Origin of the sequence: Pseudomonas sp. B10, assembly GCF_900156235.1 — a bacterium.
GTDB classification, from domain to species: Bacteria; Pseudomonadota; Gammaproteobacteria; order Pseudomonadales; family Pseudomonadaceae; genus Aquipseudomonas; species Aquipseudomonas siliginis.
The window spans coordinates 3,209,493-3,225,192 of sequence record NZ_LT707063.1; the positions used below are offsets into that span (position 1 = coordinate 3,209,493).

The window sequence follows — 15,700 nt, forward strand, 5'->3', positions numbered from 1 at the left end:
CGCCGTCTTCGCGAGCAGGCTCGCTCCCACATTTACAACCGGGTTGGCCTCAGGGTTGAGGCCAACCTGATATTGCTTAAGCCGATTGCGGTGCTGGCGCGCGGCGTGCGTCCGGTTGTTTCCACGAATCGGCAGCGCTTTCTTCGATGGCTTGCTGGATGGCTTTCTTGCGGGCTTCTTCGGCGCGGCGGCTGAAGAACCAGACGAGGAAGGTCACCAGCGACACCGCCAGCAGAATCAGGCTGGCCACGGCGTTGATTTCCGGTTTCACACCCAGGCGCACGGCCGAGAACACTTCCATCGGCAGGGTCGTCGAACCCGGGCCGGAGACGAAGCTCGCCAGCACCAGGTCATCCAGCGACAGCGCGAACGACATCATGCCGCCCGCCGCCAGCGACGGCGCGATCATCGGGATGGTGATCAGGAAGAACACCTTCCACGGCCGCGCGCCCAGGTCCATCGCCGCCTCTTCGATCGACAGGTCCAGCTCACGCAAGCGCGCCGACACCACCACCGCCACATACGCCGCGCAGAACGTGGTGTGGGCGATCCAGATGGTGACGATGCCGCGCTCCTGCGGCCAGCCGATCATTTGGGCCATGGCCACGAACAGCAGCAACAGCGACAGACCGGTGATCACTTCCGGCATCACCAACGGCGCAGTCACCAGGCCACCGAACAGCGTACGGCCCTTGAAGCGGGTGATACGGGTCAGCACGAACGCTGCCAGGGTACCCAGTGCCACCGCCGCCACGGCGGTGTAGCAGGCGATTTCCAGCGAGCGCAACACCGAGCCCATCAATTGCGAGTTGTCGAGCAGGCCGACGTACCACTTCACCGACCAGCCGCCCCACACCGTCACCAGTTTCGAGGCGTTGAACGAGTAAATCACCAGGATCAGCATCGGCAGATAGATGAAGATCAGACCCAATACCAGCATCAGGCTGGAGAAACGGAAGCGTTTCATTCTTTACCCTCCATTTCCTTGGCCTGACTGCGGTTGAACAGGATGATCGGCACAATCAGGATCGCCAGCATCACCACCGCCAGCGCGGATGCCACCGGCCAGTCGCGGTTGTTGAAGAACTCTTGCCACAACACCTTACCGATCATCAGGGTTTCCGGGCCGCCGAGCAGTTCCGGGATCACGAACTCGCCGACCACAGGAATGAATACCAGCATGCAGCCGGCGATGATGCCGTTCTTGGACAATGGAATGGTGATCTTCCAGAAGCTGTTGAACGTGCTCGAACCCAGATCGGACGCGGCTTCCAGCAGACTCTGATCGTGTTTGACCAGGTTGGCGTACAGCGGCAGGATCATGAACGGCAGGTACGAATAGACAATCCCGATGTACACCGCCAGGTTGGTGTTGAGGATCTGCAGCGGCTCGTCGATCAGACCCATGCTCATCAGGAACCCGTTGAGCAGGCCGTTGTTGCTGAGGATGCCCATCCACGCGTAGACGCGGATCAGGATCGCCGTCCAGGTCGGCATCATGATCAGCAGTACCAGCACCGTTTGCAGCTCTTTCCGGGCAGTGGCGATGGCATAGGCCATCGGGTAACCGATCAGCAGGCAGAGCACGGTGCTGATAAAGGCCATTTTCAGCGAACCGAGGTACGCCGCGATGTACAACTCGTCGCCGGCCAGCAACGCGTAGTTGCCCAGGTTCAACAGCAGCTGCAGCTTCTGCTCGGCGTAGGTGTAGATCTCGGTGTACGGCGGGATCGCCACGTCGGCTTCGGCGAAGCTGATCTTCAGAACGATGAAGAACGGCAGCATGAAGAACAGGAACAGCCAGATGAACGGCACCCCGATGACCAGCTGCCGGCCATTGGGGATGATTCGGTTTATACGGCGTTTGAATTTGCGCATGTTCATGAGCGAAGTACCACGCCGCTATCGTCTTCCCACCACACGTAGACCTGATCGCCCCAGGTCGGACGCGCGCCGCGACGTTCGGCGTTGGCGACGAACGACTGCACCAGTTTGCCGCTCGGCAATTCGACGTAGAACACCGAGTGTCCGCCCAGATAAGCGATGTCGTGGACCTTGCCGCTCGACCAGTTGTACTCGCAGGTCGGCATGTCGGCGGTGACCAGCAGTTTTTCCGGGCGAATCGCGTAGGTGACCGACTTGTCCTGCACCGAGGTGCTGATGCCGTGGCCGACGTAGATCTGCCGGTCGAGGTCCTTGCAGGTGATGGTCGCGTGGCCTTCGGCATCGTCGATCACTTCGCCTTCGAAGATGTTGACGTTGCCGATGAATTCGCAGACCAGACGGCTGGTCGGGGTTTCGTAGATGTCGATCGGGCTGCCGATCTGCGCGATCCAACCGAGGTGCATGATCGCGATGCGCTCGGCCATGGTCATGGCTTCTTCCTGGTCGTGGGTGACCATGACGCAGGTCACGCCAACGCGCTCGATGATTTCCACCAGTTCCAGCTGCATCTGCGAGCGCAGCTTTTTGTCCAGAGCGCCCATCGGCTCGTCGAGCAGCAACAGCTTCGGCCGCTTGGCCAGCGAACGGGCCAGGGCCACGCGTTGACGCTGGCCGCCGGACAGTTGATGCGGCTTGCGCTTGGCGTACTGGCTCATCTGCACCAGCTTGAGCATCTCGGCCACGCGGGCGTCGATTTCAGCCTTGGGAATCTTGTCCTGCTGCAGGCCGAAGGCGATGTTCTGCGCCACGGTCATGTGCGGGAACAAAGCGTAAGACTGGAACATCATGTTGATCGGACGGTCGTACGGCGGCATGTCGGTGATGTCGACGCCGTCGAGGAAAATCCGCCCTTCCGTGGGCCGTTCGAAGCCTGCAAGCATCCGTAGCAAGGTGGATTTGCCCGATCCCGAACCGCCGAGCAGAGCAAAAATTTCGCCCTTCTTGATTTCCAGGGACACGTCGTCCACGGCAATCGTCTCGTCGAACTTCTTCGTGACCCGGTCGATTTTGACCAGCACCTGTTTCGGTGTCTGGTCGCCCTCGAGGGCTTTCTTGTAGGCGCCGGAGGCAACTGCCATTTACGAAACTCCCAACAGAAGCAGCAGTTCGCCCCGCAAGACGAACCCTGGATAGTTTGTGCGTTATTTGCCCGACTTGACCTTGGTCCAGCTACGGGTCATCAAACGCTGAATATTGGCTGGCAACTCGGTCGACACGTAGGTCTTGTCGAGGACTGCTTGCGGTGGGTAAACCGCTTCATCGGTGCGAATGGATTGCTCCATCAGCTTGTCCGAACCCGGGTTGGGGTTGGCGTAACCGACGTAATCACTGACCTGGGCGATCACCTCAGGTTTCAGCAAATAATTGATGAAGGCGTGGGCCTCTTTGACGTTGGACGAATCCTTGGGGATCGCCAGCATGTCGAACCACAGCGCACCGCCCTCTTTCGGGATCGAATAGGCGATGTTGACGCCCTTTTTGGCTTCCTCGGCACGGTTCTTCGCCTGGAAGATGTCGCCGGAGAAACCGATGGCCACGCAGATGTCGCCGTTAGCCAGATCGCCGATGTACTTCGAGGAATGGAAATAGGTCACGTAAGGACGCACCGCGAGCAGCTTGGCGGTGGCCTTTTCGTAGTCCTTGGTGTTGGTGCTGTTGGCGTTCAGGCCCAGGTAATTGAGCATGGTCGGCATCATTTCGTCAGCCGAATCGAGGAACGCGACACCGCAGCTGTGCAGCTTCTTGATGTTTTCCGGCTCGAACAGCACGGCCCAGGAATCGATCTTGTCGATACCGAGCACGGCCTTGACCTTGTCGACGTTGTAGCCGATGCCGTTGGTGCCCCACAGATACGGTACGGCGTAGAGGTTGCCGGGGTCGTTCTGTTCCAGGCGCTTGAGCAGCACCGGGTCGAGGTTGGAATAATTCGGCAGCTGCGCCTTGTCGAGCTTCTGGAACGCGCCTGCCTTGATCTGCTTGCCAAGGAAGTGGTTCGACGGCACGACCACGTCATAACCGGTGCGCCCGGCGAGCAGCTTGCCTTCCAGGGTTTCGTTGGAGTCGAAAACGTCGTAGACCGGTTTGATCCCGGTCTCTTTCTCGAAGTCGGCCAGGGTCGATTCGCCGATGTAATCGGACCAGTTATAAATATGCACCGTACCGGCGGCCTGGGCTCCGACAGCGATTGTCAGGCCGGCAGCGGCCAGCAGGGCTTTGCGCAAAGAAGAAAATACAGGCAAGTGGAGGTCCTCTAAATTGATTGGGCCCAAGTTGCCCCGCGCTGCATGACAGCCATGGCTGCCCGACAACAAAACCGGCGCGCAACTTACCCTCGAAAAACCGATCCAGCAAAACTTTCTGTCATTTAATTAGCCGCTGGCCGCCGTCGCGACGACGACGGCCAGTGGTTGTGGCGACAAACCGGCTTATTTGCCCGATTTGATCTTGGTCCAGCTGCGGGTGATCAGACGCAGTGTGGCGGCGTCCAGATCGCTGATCGCATAGAGTTGCTTCTTCACTTCAGCCGAAGGATAGATGCTCGGGTCGCTGGTGATGTCCTTGTCCACCATAGGCGTCGCCGCCTTGTTGCCGTTCGGGAAACGCACGGCGTTGGTAATGCCGGCCATCACTTGCGGCTCCATCAGGTAGTTCATGAACTTGTAGGCGGCTTCGACGTTTTCGGCATCCTTGGGAATGGCGACCATGTCGTAGAAAGTACCGGCGCCTTCTTTTGGAATGGTGTAGGCCAGTTTGACCTTGTCACCGGCTTCCTGAGCGCGGGTCTTGGATTGCTCGAGGTCACCCGAGTAACCGACGGCGACGCAGATGTTGCCGTTGGCCAGGTCGGAGATGTACTTGGAAGAGTGGAAGTAGGCGACCGAAGGACGGATCTTCAGGAACAGGTCTTCGGCGGCTTTCAGATCAGCCTTGTCCTTGCTGTTGGTCGGCTTGCCCAGATAGTGCAATGCCGCCGGAATCATTTCGGTCGGGGCATCGAGGAAGCTCACGCCGCAGCTTTTGAGTTTCTCGATATTTTCCGGCTTGAACACCACGTCCCACGAATCAATCTTGTCGATGCCCAGCGCAGCCTTGACCTTGGCCGGGTTGTAGCCGATGCCGATCGAGCCCCACATGTATGGGAAGGCGTGTTTGTTGCCCTGGTCGCTGGCATCGCCAACGGCCTTGAGCAGGTCTTCGTCGAGGTTTTTCCAGTTCGGCAGCTTGGACTTGTCCAGCTCCTGGTAAACGCCGGCCTTGATTTGCTTGGCGAGGAAATTGTTGGAAGGCACCACGATGTCGTAACCGGACTTGCCGGCCAGCAGCTTGGCTTCCAGGGTTTCGTTACTGTCGAAGACGTCGTAGACGACTTTGATCCCGGTGGCTTTTTCGAAGTTGGCCACGGTGTCCGGCGCGATATAGTCGGACCAGTTGTAGACGTGCAGCACCTTGTCGTCCGCGTGCACCGCACCTGCCATCATGCCCGCCATGGACAGCGCGAGCAGAGTCTTGCCAGCTAGCTTTTTACCTAATGCCTTCATGCGTCATGCTCCAAATTTTTCTTTTTTGAACCACTTTGTTCAGCGGCCGAACCCGGACAACTGGAACCGCGGCTAGTCTGGCAAGATCCGAGGCGGTCTTTCAACAAAAGACCAGCCTTTCTGACAGCTTTGAACGAGTGCGCCGCAGCTCCCCCGCCCAAAGCCTAGCACCTAGGCCTGTAGCGCACCGAGGGTCAGGTCCAGACACTTGCGTGCTTTTGTAACCAGCTCATCGATCTCGGCTTTGCTGATCACCAGCGGCGGCGCGATGATCATGGTGTCGCCCACCGCGCGCATGATCAGGCCGTTGTCGAAGCAGAACTGCCGGCAGATCATGCCCACACCCTTGCCTTCGTAACGCTTGCGCGTGGCCTTGTCCTGCACCAGCTCGATCGCCCCCAGCAGACCGACGCCGCGAACTTCACCCACCAACGGGTGATCGTTCAGCTCGCGCAGACGTTTCTGCAAATACGGTGCCGTTTCGTTGTGGGCGTTCTCGATAATTTTTTCATCGCGCAGGATGCGGATGTTTTCCAAGCCCACCGCGGCTGCCACCGGGTGCCCGGAGTAAGTGAAGCCGTGGTTGAAATCGCCGCCTTCGTTGAGCACGGCCACCACCGAGTCACGCACGATCAACCCGCCCATCGGGATGTAGCCGGAGGTCAGGCCCTTGGCGATGGTCATCATGTCGGGTTTGAGGTCGTAGAAATCGCTACCGAACCACTCACCGGTACGGCCGAAACCGCAGATCACTTCATCGGCGACGAAGAGGATGTCGTACTTGGCGAGGATTTCCTTGATGCGCGGCCAGTAGGTGTCGGGCGGAATGATCACGCCGCCGGCACCTTGGATCGGCTCGGCAATAAAGGCACCGACGTTGTCGACGCCAACTTCGAGAATCTTTTCTTCGAGCTGGTTGGCCGCCCAGATGCCGAACTCTTCCGGCGACATGTCACCGCCTTCGGCGAACCAGTACGGCTGCGCGATGTGGACGATGCCCGGAATCGGCAGGTCGCCCTGCTCGTGCATATAGGTCATGCCGCCGAGGCTCGCGCCGGCCACGGTAGAACCGTGATAACCGTTCTTGCGGCTGATGATGACTTTCTTGTTCGGCTGGCCTTTGATCGCCCAGTAATGACGGACCATGCGCAGCATGGTGTCGTTGCCTTCGGAGCCGGAACCGGTGAAGAACACGTGGTTCATGCCTTCCGGCGCCACGTCGGCAATCGCCTTGGCCAGTTCCAGCGCCGGCGGGTGTGCGGTCTGGAAGAACAGGTTGTAGTAAGGCAGTTCGCGCATCTGTTTCGCGGCGGCATCGGCCAGCTCATCGCGACCGTAACCGATCGCTACGCACCAGAGGCCGGCCATGCCGTCGAGGATCTTGTTGCCTTCGCTGTCCCACAGATAAACGCCCTTGGCGTTGGTGATGATCCGCGGGCCCTTCTCTTTCAGTTGCTTGAAATCACTGAACGGGGCCAGGTGGTGATCGCTGCTCAGCGCTTGCCACTCGCGGGTTTGCGGGTTGTTGCTGGTCATGCCAATTCTCCTTGTTATCGGTGAAGGCGCGACGGCTGGCCGCCGCGCCCGGCGTATCAGACGGCGAAGAGCAGGTACTCACGCTCCCAGGAACTGATCACGCGCTTGAAGTTTTCATGCTCGGCGCGCTTGACCGCGACGTAGCCGGTGATGAAGGTCTTGCCGAGATACTTCTCGATGGTCGCGCTGTTTTCCATGCGCTCCAGCGCGTCCTCGATGGTCAGCGGCAGGCGCAGGTTGCGGCGCTCGTAACCACGGCCGACCACTGGCGCGCTCGGGTTCAGGCCCTCGACCATGCCGATGTAGCCGCAGAGCAGGCTCGCGGCGATCGCCAGGTACGGGTTGGCGTCGGCGCCCGGCAGGCGGTTTTCCACGCGGCGGTTCTGCGGGCCGGCATCCGGTACGCGCAGGCCGACGGTACGGTTCTCTTCGCCCCACTCCACGTTTACCGGTGCCGAAGTGTCCGGGAGGAAGCGGCGGAACGAGTTGACGTTCGGCGCGAACAGCGGCAACAGCTCGGGAATCAGTTTTTGCAGACCACCGATGTGGTGCAGGAACAGTTGGCTCATCGTCCCGTCTTCATTGGAGAAGACGTTCTTGCCGGTCTGAATGTCGATGATGCTCTGGTGCAGGTGCATGGCGCTGCCCGGCTCGCCGGTCATCGGCTTGGCCATGAAGGTCGCCGCTACGTCGTGCTTGAGCGCGGCTTCGCGCATGGTGCGCTTGAACACCAGAATCTGATCGGCCAGCGACAGGGCGTCACCGTGACGGAAGTTGATTTCCATCTGCGCCGTGCCGTCTTCGTGGATCAGCGTATCGAGGTCCAGCTCCTGCAATTCGCACCAGTCGTAGACGTCTTCGAACAGCGGGTCGAATTCGTTGGCCGCTTCAATGGAGAACGACTGCCGGCCGATTTCCGGACGGCCCGAGCGGCCGATCGGCGGCTGCAACGGATAGTCGGGGTCGTCGCTGCGCTTGGTCAGGTAGAACTCCATTTCCGGCGCCACGATTGGCTGCCAGCCCTTGTCGGCATACAGCTTCAAGACTTTCTTGAGGACGTTGCGCGGCGACAGCTCGATCGGGTTGCCTTGCTTGTCGTAGGTGTCGTGGATCACCTGCGCGGTCGGCTCGATCGCCCACGGCACCAGGTACACGGCGTTCTGGTCGGGGCGGCAGATCATGTCGATGTCGGCCGGGTCGAGCAGTTCGTAATAGATGTCGTCTTCGACGTAGTCGCCGGTCACGGTCTGCAGCAGCACGCTCTCCGGCAGACGCATGCCTTTCTCGGCGATGAACTTGTTGGTCGGCGAAATCTTGCCCCGGGTAATGCCGGTCAAGTCGCCGATCATGCATTCGACTTCTGTGATCTTGCGGTCTTTCAACCAATCGGTGAGCTGGTCGAGGTTGTTACTCATAAATGCCTCTGGGCTGAGTCTCCTGACGCGATGTCAGGCAATTTTGACGCTTGCGGCGTCGCGTTAAAGGGGGCTTGCTCGCGCAGTGCCGGCTTACGCCTGGCACCGCGCATAGACAATGAAAGAGGAGCTTACCTGCCCTTGACGCTGGCGTTGCATTTCCCGTGCACTTTGCGAACGTGCAGAATCACAAGCATGACGCTGAGTGCGGCACGGGCTTTGAGAGGGAAAGAGTTCTATAGTGAAAGGAGACGCCATAAAGCGGATGCTGTGCCCGACGTCCAGAATATCGGACGCTGCCGTTTTGCCGGATGTTGACGAGAGTCTCGTCGACAGGCTGCGCGCCTTGCTGGCTGCGCTACGGACGGATTGATCGCCACTGATGTGATGAGCATGCAGACCGGACTGTTGCGAGCAGTCGGTGATGCCGATTAACGGCAGGCGAGACATGAAGCACCCCGGTATTATTGCTGTTATGGGTTTGACCGGAGCTTAGCCTTGTTCATTTTTTTACACAACACCCCCGTAAAAAATACAACACGGCCTGCTCAAGCCCGCAGCTGAGCAACGTTCAAGGTTTGAAAAAACGCCCCAAAGTGCCCCATAAATGCCCTCCAAGCGCTTTTTCGGGGCAAAAAAGGCCTCGCTTGACTTCGGCAGGCCGTTCGGGTTGACTGAAACCAGAAAAGATCAATGATTGATATTTTTAACAACAAAGGTGTTGCATCATGTCGGTACCCCCGCGTGCCGTTCAGCTTAACGAAGCGAACGCGTTCCTTAAGGAACATCCTGAGGTTCTGTACGTTGACCTTCTGATTGCGGATATGAATGGTGTGGTGCGCGGCAAGCGCATCGAACGCACCAGCCTCCACAAGGTTTACGAGAAAGGCATCAACCTGCCGGCCTCTCTATTTGCTCTGGATATCAATGGCTCCACGGTGGAAAGCACCGGTCTGGGCCTGGACATCGGCGACGCCGATCGCATCTGCTATCCGATCCCCGATACCCTGTGCAACGAGCCATGGCAGAAGCGCCCGACCGCGCAGCTGTTGATGACGATGCACGAACTCGAAGGCGATCCGTTTTTCGCCGATCCCCGTGAAGTGCTGCGCCAGGTGGTGACCAAGTTCGACGAGCTCGGCCTGACCATCTGCGCCGCCTTCGAACTCGAGTTCTACCTGATCGACCAGGAAAACGTGAACGGCCGTCCGCAGCCGCCACGCTCGCCGATCTCCGGCAAACGCCCGCACTCGACGCAGGTCTACCTGATCGACGACCTCGACGAATACGTCGACTGCCTCCAGGACATTCTGGAAGGTGCCAAAGAGCAAGGCATCCCGGCCGATGCGATCGTCAAGGAAAGTGCCCCGGCGCAGTTCGAAGTGAACCTGCACCACGTCGCCGACCCGATCAAGGCCTGCGACTACGCCGTCCTGCTCAAGCGTCTGATCAAGAACATCGCCTACGACCATGAAATGGACACCACCTTCATGGCCAAGCCGTATCCGGGCCAGGCGGGCAATGGTCTGCACGTACACATTTCGATTCTGGACAAAGCCGGCAAAAACATTTTTGCCAGCGAGGATCCCGAGCAGAACGCCGCGCTGCGTCACGCGATCGGCGGTGTGCTCGAGACCCTGCCGGCGCAGATGGCTTTCCTCTGCCCGAACGTCAACTCCTACCGTCGCTTCGGCGCGCAGTTCTACGTACCGAACTCGCCGTGCTGGGGCCTGGACAACCGCACCGTGGCGATCCGCGTACCGACCGGTTCTGCCGATGCCGTACGTATCGAGCACCGCGTGGCCGGCGCCGACGCCAACCCGTACCTGCTGATGGCTTCGGTACTGGCCGGCGTGCACCACGGTCTGGTCAACAAGATCGAACCGGGCGCGCCTGTCGAAGGCAACAGCTACGAACAAAACGAGCAGAGCCTGCCGAACAACTTGCGCGATGCCCTGCGCGAGCTGGACGACAGCGAGGTGATGGCCAAGTACATCGATCCGAAGTACATCGATATCTTCGTCGCCTGCAAGGAAAGCGAGCTGGAGGAGTTCGAACACTCCATCTCCGACCTTGAGTACAACTGGTATCTGCATACCGTTTAAGCGGTTGCAGCTTCAAAAAAACGCCGTTGGCTGATTCAGCCAGCGGCGTTTTTTTATGGCCGAACACAAAACCTGTGGCGAGGGGATTTATCCCCGCTGGGTTGCGAAGCAGCCCCAAATCCATCCCACTCGGTGTGTCAGGAATACCCGGCTCTCAGGGTTTACGACTGCTGCGCAGCCGAACGGGGCGGTGCGACGTTTCGCTAAATCCCTTCGCCACAGGGTACTGGCAGACAACACCTGAACCGCCTCGTACAATGCCCGCTGCCCCGCAGGAGACTTCCATGACGCGTCCCGCCACCGTCCGCAAACCCCGTGCCCGCAGTCAGGCGCGGATCGATTCGATCCTCGATGCCGCGCGCACCCTGCTGGCGGCCGAGGGCGTGGCCAGTCTGTCGATCTACAGCGTCGCCGAGCGCGCGCAGATTCCGCCCTCCTCCGTGTATCACTTCTTCGCCAGCGTCCCGGCACTGCTCGAAGCGCTGACCGCCGATGTCCACGCAGCCTTCCGCGCCTGCCTGCAAGCGCCGATCGATCACGATGCTTTGCGCGACTGGCGTGATCTGTCGCGACTGGTCGAACAGCGCATGCTGGAGATCTACGACGAAGACGCAGCCGCGCGGCAATTGATTCTGGCGCAACACGGCCTGACCGAAGTCACCCAGGCTGACCGCCAGCACGATCTGGAACTGGGCGACCTGATGCACAAGCTGTTCGACCAGCATTTCGAGTTGCCGAGGCTGCCCGACGATGTCGATGTGTTTGCCCTGGCGATGGAACTGGGCGACCGGGTTTATGCACGTTCGGTGCAGCAGCACGGGCAGATCACCCCACGCATGGCCGAAGAAGGGATGCGCGTGTTTGATGCCTATATCGGGTTGTACCTTCCGCCATATTTACCCAAGCGCTGAGACATGATCGTTCCCACGCTCTGCGTGGGAATGCAGCCCGTGACGCTCCGCGTCACTGGACGCGGAGCGTCCCTAGAGGCATTCCCACGCGGAGCATGGGAACGATCGACAGGCACAAAAAACCCCGAAGGGCTCACACCCTCCGGGGTTGTTTGTTGTTCACCGGCTTACAACTTGGCGATCGACACCTCGGTGGATTTCACAAAGGCGATCACCTCACTGCCGACCACCAGCTCCAACTCTTTCACAGAACGGGTGGTGATCACCGAAGTGACGATGCCCGAAGCTGTCTGCACGTCGATTTCCGACAGCACGTCGCCGAGGACGATTTCCTTGATCGAGCCTTTGAACTGGTTGCGCACGTTGATGGCTTTGATAGTCATGGCATTTCTCCTAGGATCGAAATGAGCTGCAAGCGGCAAGCTATAAGCTGCAAGTAAAAGCACCAGGCTTGTTCTTGCGGCTTGTAGCTTGAAGCTTGCAGCTGCTTCATTGCGCCCAACGCAGTTGCGTAGGCAGGGGTGAAACGGGTTCCGGCGCCGGCGGTTCGCCGGGCAGGGACAGAACACGGTTGAGCACTTCGGTTTCCAGCGCGGCGAGGCGATGCGAGCCACGCACCCTGGGGCGAGGCAGTTCGACGTGCAGGTCGAGGCCGACTTCGCCGTCCTCAATCAGGATCACCCGATCGGCAATCGTCACCGCTTCACTAACGTCATGGGTAACCAGCAGCACGGTAAAGCCGTGTTGCTGCCAGAGCCGTTCGATCAGCTGCTGCATCTCGATGCGGGTCAGGGCATCCAGTGCGCCGAGCGGTTCGTCGAGCAGCAGCAGACGCGGCTGGTGAATCAGCGCCCGGGCCAGCGCGACGCGCTGCTTCTGGCCACCGGACAATGCTGCCGGCCACTCATTGGCGCGATCAGCCAGACCCACTGCTTCCAGTGCATCCAGCGCTTGCTGGCGCCAGTTGCCCTTGAGGCCGAGACCGACGTTGTCGATGATCCTTTTCCACGGCAGCAGCCGCGCTTCCTGGAACATCAATCGCGTGTCGTCGCGCGCCTGGCTGAGCGGTGCAGAGCCGGCGAGAAGCTCGCCGCCAGTCGGTTGATCGAGGCCGGCGAGCAAGCGCAAGAATGTGCTCTTGCCACAACCGCTGCGCCCGACCACGGCGACAAACTGCCCCGCCGGAATGTGCAGATCGATGTCGCGCAGCACCTGGCGCGCGCCGAAGGTTTTCTGCAGGTTGCGCACCGCCAGCGGAATCCCGCGCAACAGGCGTGGAGGTTGTTGAGCGGTCATGCCGCACCTCCCTTGGCAACCTGATAGGCCGGGTGCCAGCGCAGCCACACACGTTCAAGTCCACGGGCGGCGAGGTCGGCGAGTTTGCCGAGCACCGCGTAAAGCAGGATCGCCAGCACCACCACGTCGGTCTGCAAGAACTCTCGAGCGTTCATCGCCAGATAGCCGATGCCGGAGCTGGCCGAGATGGTTTCAGCGACGATCAGCGTCAGCCACATAAAGCCCAGGGCGAAGCGCACGCCGACCAGAATCGACGGCAACGCACCCGGCAGAATCACCTGCCAGAACAGGCTGAAGCCGCTCAAGCCATAACTGCGCGCCATCTCCACCAGCGCCGGGTCGACGTTGCGGATGCCGTGATAAGTGTTCAGGTAAATCGGAAACAAGGTGCCCAGCGCCACAAGGAAAATCTTCGCTGACTCGTCGATGCCGAACCACAGGATCACCAGCGGAATCAGCGCCAGATGCGGCACGTTTCGGATCATCTGCACCGAGCTGTCGAGCAGGCGCTCGCCCCACTTCGACAGGCCGGTGATGAAACCCAGCACCAGACCAATGCTGCCGCCGATGGTAAAACCGAGTGCCGCGCGCCAGCCGCTGATCGCCAGGTGCGTCCAGATCTCGCCGCTGCGCACCAGACTGACGCCGGCTTCGATCACTGCCACCGGTGCCGGCAGAATCCGCGTCGACAACCAACCGGCCGACACCGACAACTGCCACACCGCCAGCAGCAACACCGGCAACGCCCAGGGCGCGAGGCTGTGGATAAATTTGTTCATGGCCGCGCCTCAGCTCTGCGACGCGGCTTTGGGCAGGATGTCGTTGGCGACCATTTCGCCGAACGGACTGACATAACCGGCGCTCTTCGGCAGTTCCGGGCGTTCAACGTCGAGGTGCGGGAACAGCAGCTCCGCCACCCGATACGACTCTTCAAGGTGTGGATAACCGGAGAAGATGAAAGTGTCGATGCCAAGATCGGCATATTCCTTGACCCGCGCGGCCACGGTCGCGCCATCGCCGACCAGCGCGGTACCGGCACCGCCGCGCACCAGACCGACGCCGGCCCAGAGGTTCGGGCTGACTTCAAGGTTGTCGCGGCTGCCGCCGTGCAGCGCGGCCATGCGCTGCTGGCCGACCGAATCGAAGCGCGCCAGCGAAGCCTGGGCACGCTGGATGGTGTCGTCGTCCAGATGCGAGATCAGCCGGTCCGCTGCCTGCCAGGCTTCGGCGTTGGTTTCACGGACGATCACATGCAGGCGAATGCCAAAGCGTACGGTGCGGCCGAGCTTGGCAGCTTTGGCACGCACTTGTGCGATCTTCTCGGCCACCGCTGCCGGCGGCTCGCCCCAGGTCAGGACCATCTCGACTTGCTCGGCCGCCAGATCCTGCGCCGCTTCGGAGGAGCCACCGAAATATAGCGGCGGACGCGGTTGCTGGATCGGCGGATACAGCAGCTTCGCGCCCTTCACGCTGATGTGCTCGCCGTCGTAATCGACGGTTTCGCCTTCCAGCACACGGCGCCAGATGCGGGTGAATTCCACCGAGGCTTGATAGCGTTCCTCATGGTTGAGGAACAGACCGTCGCCGGCCAGTTCTTCCGGATCGCCACCGGTGACCAGATTGAACAGCGCACGCCCGCCGGACAAACGATCCAGCGTCGCTGCCTGGCGCGCCGCGACCGTCGGGGAAATGATCCCGGGGCGCAGGGCGACGAGGAATTTCAAACGCTGGGTCACTGGAATCAGTGAGGCCGCGACCAGCCACGAGTCTTCGCAGGAGCGCCCGGTCGGAATCAGCACCCCGCCAAAACCCAGACGATCCGCCGCTTGCGCGACCTGTTGCAGGTAGCCGTGATCAACCGCGCGGGCGCCTTCGGCGGTGCCAAGGTAATGGCCGTCGCCGTGGGTCGGCAGGAACCAGAAGATGTTGAGGCTCATGGAGTGGTCTCCTTGTGGATTCGAATTACTGGGCTTGGGAGCTTTGGGCCACAGCGGCCGGCGGGGTCCAGATCACATCCTTGATGCTCAACGGCTTGGGAATCAGCTTGAGCTGGAAGAACGTGTCGGCGATTTTCTGTTGCGCGGCGACCACTTCCGGGGTCAGGAACAGCGCGCCGTAGCCTTGGCGTTTCACCGAGGTCAGGGTGATGTCCGCCGGCAAGCCAAGCAGTGGCGCGACCTGTTGCGTCACGTCTTCGGGATTGGCTTTCGACCATTCACCCACCGCGCGCACCTCTTCGACGAGGGTCTTGATCACCTCGGGATTTTTCTGCGCGTAAGGTTTGGTCGCGAGGTAGAACTGGTGGTTGTCGACGATGCCTTTGCCGTCACGCAGGGTGTGCGCTTGCAGTTGTTTCTCGGCAGCGGCTTGGTACGGATCCCAGATGACCCAGGCGTCGACACTGCCACGCTCGAACGCAGCGCGGGCATCGGCCGGTGGCAGGAACACGGTCTGAATATCCCTGTACTTGAGGCCGGCGTCTTCCAGTGCACGCACCAGCAGGTAGTGGACGTTGGAGCCTTTGTTCAGGGCGACTTTCTTGCCCTTGAGATCGGCCACCGATTTGATCGGCGAGTCCTTCGGCACGAGGATCGCTTCGCTGTTCGGTGCTGGCGGTTCGTAGGCAACGTAGAGCAGATCCGCGCCAGCAGCTTGAGCGAAAACCGGCGGGGTTTCGCCGGTCACGCCGAAATCGATCGAGCCAACGTTGAGGCCTTCGAGCAGCTGCGGGCCGCCGGGAAACTCGGTCCATTGCACGTCGACGCCTTGCGCGGCGAGGCGTTTTTCCAGCGTGCCTTTGGCTTTGAGCAGCACCAGCGTGCCGTACTTCTGATAACCGATCCGCAATGTCTCGGCTTGAGCTTGGGTGATGGCGCCGAAGGTGACAGCCGCAGCAAACAGAGCGACCAGACCACGACGCAAAAATACAGTGCGCATAGCGCTCTCCTTTTTGC

Annotated in this window: 14 protein-coding genes; 2 read left to right on the top strand and 12 right to left on the bottom strand. The window is 60.4% G+C overall.

All coding sequences use genetic code 11. From position 1 onward, the window contains the following. Positions 1–76: 76 nt before the first annotated feature. The 7 genes from BXA01_RS14595 to BXA01_RS14625 all read right to left on the bottom strand — a co-directional run bounded on the left by BXA01_RS14595 (position 77) and on the right by BXA01_RS14625 (position 8,434). Complete coding sequence (locus BXA01_RS14595) at positions 77–967, bottom strand: ABC transporter permease subunit (RefSeq protein WP_076564483.1); 891 nt, start codon at positions 965–967, stop codon at positions 77–79. Further along, positions 964–1,845, bottom strand: a complete 882-nt coding sequence (locus tag BXA01_RS14600; RefSeq protein WP_172834039.1) for an ABC transporter permease subunit — start codon at positions 1,843–1,845, stop codon at positions 964–966. Before BXA01_RS14600 ends, BXA01_RS14595 begins: the two co-directional genes overlap by 4 nt. Before the next feature lie 35 nt (positions 1,846–1,880). Then, positions 1,881–3,023 carry an ABC transporter ATP-binding protein gene (locus BXA01_RS14605; RefSeq protein ID WP_016772662.1) on the bottom strand — a complete coding sequence of 381 codons (1,143 nt, stop codon included), beginning with the start codon at positions 3,021–3,023 and terminating at the stop codon, positions 1,881–1,883. Between the two features lie 63 nt (positions 3,024–3,086). Next, positions 3,087–4,184 carry a polyamine ABC transporter substrate-binding protein gene (locus BXA01_RS14610; RefSeq protein ID WP_038860901.1) on the bottom strand — a complete coding sequence of 366 codons (1,098 nt, stop codon included), beginning with the start codon at positions 4,182–4,184 and terminating at the stop codon, positions 3,087–3,089. Positions 4,185–4,370: 186 nt separating this feature from the next. Beyond that, positions 4,371–5,483, bottom strand: a complete 1,113-nt coding sequence (locus BXA01_RS14615; protein ID WP_016772660.1) for a polyamine ABC transporter substrate-binding protein — start codon at positions 5,481–5,483, stop codon at positions 4,371–4,373. Between the two features lie 171 nt (positions 5,484–5,654). Then, positions 5,655–7,019, bottom strand: coding sequence for an aspartate aminotransferase family protein (locus BXA01_RS14620; RefSeq protein ID WP_076564485.1), 1,365 nt, complete (start codon positions 7,017–7,019; stop codon positions 5,655–5,657). 56 nt (positions 7,020–7,075) lie between these two features. Beyond that, a complete protein-coding gene (locus BXA01_RS14625) occupies positions 7,076–8,434 on the bottom strand; it encodes a glutamine synthetase family protein (RefSeq protein ID WP_016772658.1) in 1,359 nt (452 codons plus the stop codon). 728 nt (positions 8,435–9,162) lie between these two features. On the opposite strand from BXA01_RS14625, the gene BXA01_RS14630 reads away from it, so the two are divergent. Both BXA01_RS14630 and BXA01_RS14635 read left to right on the top strand, forming a co-directional pair. Beyond that, entirely contained in the window at positions 9,163–10,539 is a 1,377-nt protein-coding gene (locus tag BXA01_RS14630; RefSeq protein ID WP_016772657.1) for a glutamine synthetase family protein, read from the top strand. A gap of 284 nt (positions 10,540–10,823) precedes the next feature. Beyond that, positions 10,824–11,450, top strand: a complete 627-nt coding sequence (locus tag BXA01_RS14635; RefSeq protein WP_024014722.1) for a TetR/AcrR family transcriptional regulator — start codon at positions 10,824–10,826, stop codon at positions 11,448–11,450. A gap of 167 nt (positions 11,451–11,617) precedes the next feature. Here BXA01_RS14635 and BXA01_RS14640 read toward each other — a convergent pair whose 3' ends face one another. The 5 genes from BXA01_RS14640 to BXA01_RS14660 all read right to left on the bottom strand — a co-directional run bounded on the left by BXA01_RS14640 (position 11,618) and on the right by BXA01_RS14660 (position 15,683). Beyond that, positions 11,618–11,833 (bottom strand): TOBE domain-containing protein, encoded by a 216-nt coding sequence (locus tag BXA01_RS14640; protein ID WP_003229256.1) that lies wholly within the window; start codon positions 11,831–11,833, stop codon positions 11,618–11,620. A 106-nt stretch (positions 11,834–11,939) separates the two neighbouring features. Beyond that, positions 11,940–12,746, bottom strand: a complete 807-nt coding sequence (gene ssuB / locus BXA01_RS14645) for an aliphatic sulfonates ABC transporter ATP-binding protein (protein ID WP_076564486.1) — start codon at positions 12,744–12,746, stop codon at positions 11,940–11,942. After that, complete coding sequence (gene ssuC / locus BXA01_RS14650) at positions 12,743–13,525, bottom strand: aliphatic sulfonate ABC transporter permease SsuC (protein WP_027610511.1); 783 nt, start codon at positions 13,523–13,525, stop codon at positions 12,743–12,745. Before ssuC ends, ssuB begins: the two co-directional genes overlap by 4 nt. 9 nt (positions 13,526–13,534) lie before the next feature. Continuing rightward, on the bottom strand, positions 13,535–14,683 hold the full coding sequence (gene ssuD, locus BXA01_RS14655) for an FMNH2-dependent alkanesulfonate monooxygenase (protein ID WP_076564487.1): 1,149 nt from the start codon (positions 14,681–14,683) through the stop codon (positions 13,535–13,537). Between the two features lie 25 nt (positions 14,684–14,708). Then, complete coding sequence (locus BXA01_RS14660; RefSeq protein WP_076564488.1) at positions 14,709–15,683, bottom strand: sulfonate ABC transporter substrate-binding protein; 975 nt, start codon at positions 15,681–15,683, stop codon at positions 14,709–14,711. Between the last annotated feature and the right edge of the window lie 17 nt (positions 15,684–15,700).

Excerpts from the sequence above, each read along its gene's own strand:
- BXA01_RS14625 (WP_016772658.1), bottom strand. The coding sequence starts at position 8,434 with ATGAGTAACAACCTCGACCAGCTCACCGATTGGTTGAAAGACCGCAAG.
- BXA01_RS14595 (WP_076564483.1), bottom strand. The coding sequence starts at position 967 with ATGAAACGCTTCCGTTTCTCCAGCCTGATGCTGGTATTGGGTCTGATC.
- BXA01_RS14615 (WP_016772660.1), bottom strand. The coding sequence starts at position 5,483 with ATGAAGGCATTAGGTAAAAAGCTAGCTGGCAAGACTCTGCTCGCGCTG.
- BXA01_RS14620 (WP_076564485.1), bottom strand. The coding sequence starts at position 7,019 with ATGACCAGCAACAACCCGCAAACCCGCGAGTGGCAAGCGCTGAGCAGC.
- BXA01_RS14640 (WP_003229256.1), bottom strand. The coding sequence starts at position 11,833 with ATGACTATCAAAGCCATCAACGTGCGCAACCAGTTCAAAGGCTCGATC.
- BXA01_RS14605 (WP_016772662.1), bottom strand. The coding sequence starts at position 3,023 with ATGGCAGTTGCCTCCGGCGCCTACAAGAAAGCCCTCGAGGGCGACCAG.
- ssuC (WP_027610511.1), bottom strand. The coding sequence starts at position 13,525 with ATGAACAAATTTATCCACAGCCTCGCGCCCTGGGCGTTGCCGGTGTTG.
- BXA01_RS14635 (WP_024014722.1), top strand. The coding sequence starts at position 10,824 with ATGACGCGTCCCGCCACCGTCCGCAAACCCCGTGCCCGCAGTCAGGCG.
- BXA01_RS14630 (WP_016772657.1), top strand. The coding sequence starts at position 9,163 with ATGTCGGTACCCCCGCGTGCCGTTCAGCTTAACGAAGCGAACGCGTTC.
- BXA01_RS14660 (WP_076564488.1), bottom strand. The coding sequence starts at position 15,683 with ATGCGCACTGTATTTTTGCGTCGTGGTCTGGTCGCTCTGTTTGCTGCG.
- ssuB (WP_076564486.1), bottom strand. The coding sequence starts at position 12,746 with ATGACCGCTCAACAACCTCCACGCCTGTTGCGCGGGATTCCGCTGGCG.
- ssuD (WP_076564487.1), bottom strand. The coding sequence starts at position 14,683 with ATGAGCCTCAACATCTTCTGGTTCCTGCCGACCCACGGCGACGGCCAT.